At 69.5% G+C, this 2231-nt stretch carries 1 protein-coding gene and 1 tRNA gene; one reads left to right on the top strand and one right to left on the bottom strand.

What is annotated here, in order from left to right; translation table 11 throughout:
- Window positions 1-12: 12 nt before the first annotated feature.
- Window positions 13-88 (bottom strand) — tRNA-Thr (locus FF36_RS31105).
- Window positions 89-280: 192 nt separating this feature from the next.
- Here FF36_RS31105 and FF36_RS34765 point away from each other — a divergent pair.
- Window positions 281-1039: an AMIN-like domain-containing (lipo)protein gene (locus FF36_RS34765; RefSeq protein ID WP_236705730.1), complete on the top strand. Its 759-nt coding sequence runs from the start codon at window positions 281-283 to the stop codon at window positions 1037-1039.
- Window positions 1040-2231: the final 1192 nt, after the last annotated feature.

Genomic DNA, 2231 nt, shown 5'->3' with positions numbered 1-2231 from the left:
GGTGGGTATCTCTGGAGCCGGCGAGGGGACTTGAACCCCTAACCGCCCGATTACAAGTCGGGTGCGCTACCAGTTGCGCCACGCCGGCCGGCGATCTCACGATACCCGACCGCCGGGTCGGCCCGGCCGCGCCGCCCGCGCGGGTGGCCGCCGCGGCCGGACACGCCCACGGGTCGCCACCTCGGGATCGCCTTATGATCGGGTTCCTGGTCGGGGCGCTTCGGGTATGACGGATGGGGCGGCTTCGTGCCGTCTGTCCCTAGGAAGCGGGGCGTTGCGAATGGGAACCACCGTCGGGTTGGGGGCGATGTTCGCGGGGGCCCCGCCGGAGCAGGGCGGGGGCGGCTCGGCTGGTCCGCGCGGGTGGGGGAGGTTGGCTCGCGCGAGCCTGCTCGCGCCCGCGCTGGCGGCGCTGCTCGTCGCCTGCTCCGGCTCCGGCTCCGATGGCGGCGCAGCGGCCTCGCCTTCGCACTCAACGGCTTCGACCACCTCCGCCAGCGCCACCACGCCGGCGGCTTCGGACGGCACGGCCGCACCGCCCGCTCCGACGGCCCTGGGAACGCCGACGGCCACCGCGTCGGTGGGGCCGCGGGTCGGCGCGCGGAGCTGGTCGAGCCAGCCGGCGACGGCCACGCGCCAGCCGACCCGGCCCGTCCAACTGGTGTCGCTGCGCAGTGCGACCAACGTGGAGAACGGCGTCCGGTTCCAGCGGCTCGTGCTGGAGTTCGCGGGGGGTGTCCCCGGCTACCGCGCCCAGTTCGTGCCGCAGGTGATCCGGCCCGGTTCCGGCGCGCCGCTGCCGCTGAGCGGGCAGGCGGCCTTCGAACTGGTCCTGACCTCCGCCGCCGCCCACGACGACCAGGGCGCCTCGACGCTGCGCACGGCGCCGAACGGCACGGGCCAGTCGGGGCTGAGCTACGCGCTGGCCGGCGACTTCGAGGGGACGGTGCACATCGGCGTCGGACTGAGCCGGGTGGCGGGCTTCCGCGTCGTCGAGCTCACGGGGCCGGACCGGCTGGCCGTCGACTTCCTGCTCTGACGGTCCGGCGCCTGGCGCCGACATGGGACGGCGATCGCCCGCCGGGCCGCGGCCGGATCGTGACGGCGCGTCTGCCGCCCTGAGCCGCGATGAGCTCCGGCGTAGAGCAGCGACCACACCATGACCATCCAGCCTGCCTGACACTGGCCCGATCCGGCAGGTAACCGTGCAGGTCACCGCCCACACCGGGGTTCTGGAGCTCCCCGGGCTGACGGGGCGACCCGGACTCTCGGCATCGTTCACCTGGGCGATCCGCCGGACATCCTCGCCGGTATCCGTGCGATCACCTAAGCACGTTGTCAACCTGCTGCCCTCGCCGGGCTGCCGGCAACCGACAGCATTGCGCATCATTCGGGGAAGGTGCGTCTTTAGCTGATGCCGCGATGAAGCGCCGTACCCAGGCTGCAGGTCTTGCTTCTGACTCGCCGGCACGCCGTTGACCTGGTGGCACGTCGCCGTCTATTTCCCTCTTCCGGGATGCCTTCCGATGCTTTTCTCCTGGACACAAACCCGGAACTCTGGTGGTCCGGAGGCCAAAGCGTGAACCTCCTGATGTCTATGGAGGTTCGACTCCGTCGACTATCCCGCGGGTAACTCGTACGGCCGGCTACGCCGATTCAAAAGATCGACCAGCTAGGTTGGCGCTCGCAGTAGTGGAGTCAATGCAAGTTGCGAGAAAGGGTATGGAATGAAGAACAGGACCGGACGTTACGCCGCTCTTCTCACGATGTCTGGTGTCGCGACCGGCGCCGTCCTGCTCGGTCCGGGCGTGGCCATGGCGCAGGCTGCAGAGCCGACAGTGGCCACTCCCCCCGCAGGCGCTGCCGAGGCCGCCGGCATCCAGGACCCAGGGTTCCCGATCTCCTGGCTAGGGTCGGATGCGGACAAGGACAAGTGGGACCACAAGAAGCNGGACATCNNCAAGAAGAAGGAGAAGGCAACCTTCGAGCGGGTGACCTGGTTCGACAAGAAGNACCACCACAAGAAGTGGGACGACCGGAAGTGGGACGACGGGACGAATCCGGGCGACGACCCGACCTGGAATGACGACGACCCGGGATCGGACGTAGGGGATCAGGCAGCCCCCGTGGCGTGGGACCCGGACAAGGGCAAGTGGGACCACAAGAAGCGGGACATCGTCAAGAAGAAGGAGAAGGCAACCTTCGAGCGGGTGACCTGGTTCGACAAGAAG

It is taken from the genome of Frankia torreyi (assembly GCF_000948395.1).
GTDB lineage: Bacteria > Actinomycetota > Actinomycetes > Frankiales > Frankiaceae > Frankia > Frankia torreyi.
The sequence above is the reverse complement of the archived record's forward strand: the minus strand, read 5'-3'. Positions and strand labels throughout refer to the sequence as shown.

Bases quoted from the DNA above. Each gene is read 5' to 3' on its own strand.
- FF36_RS34765 (WP_236705730.1), top strand. From the start codon at position 281: ATGGGAACCACCGTCGGGTTGGGGGCGATGTTCGCGGGGGCCCCGCCG.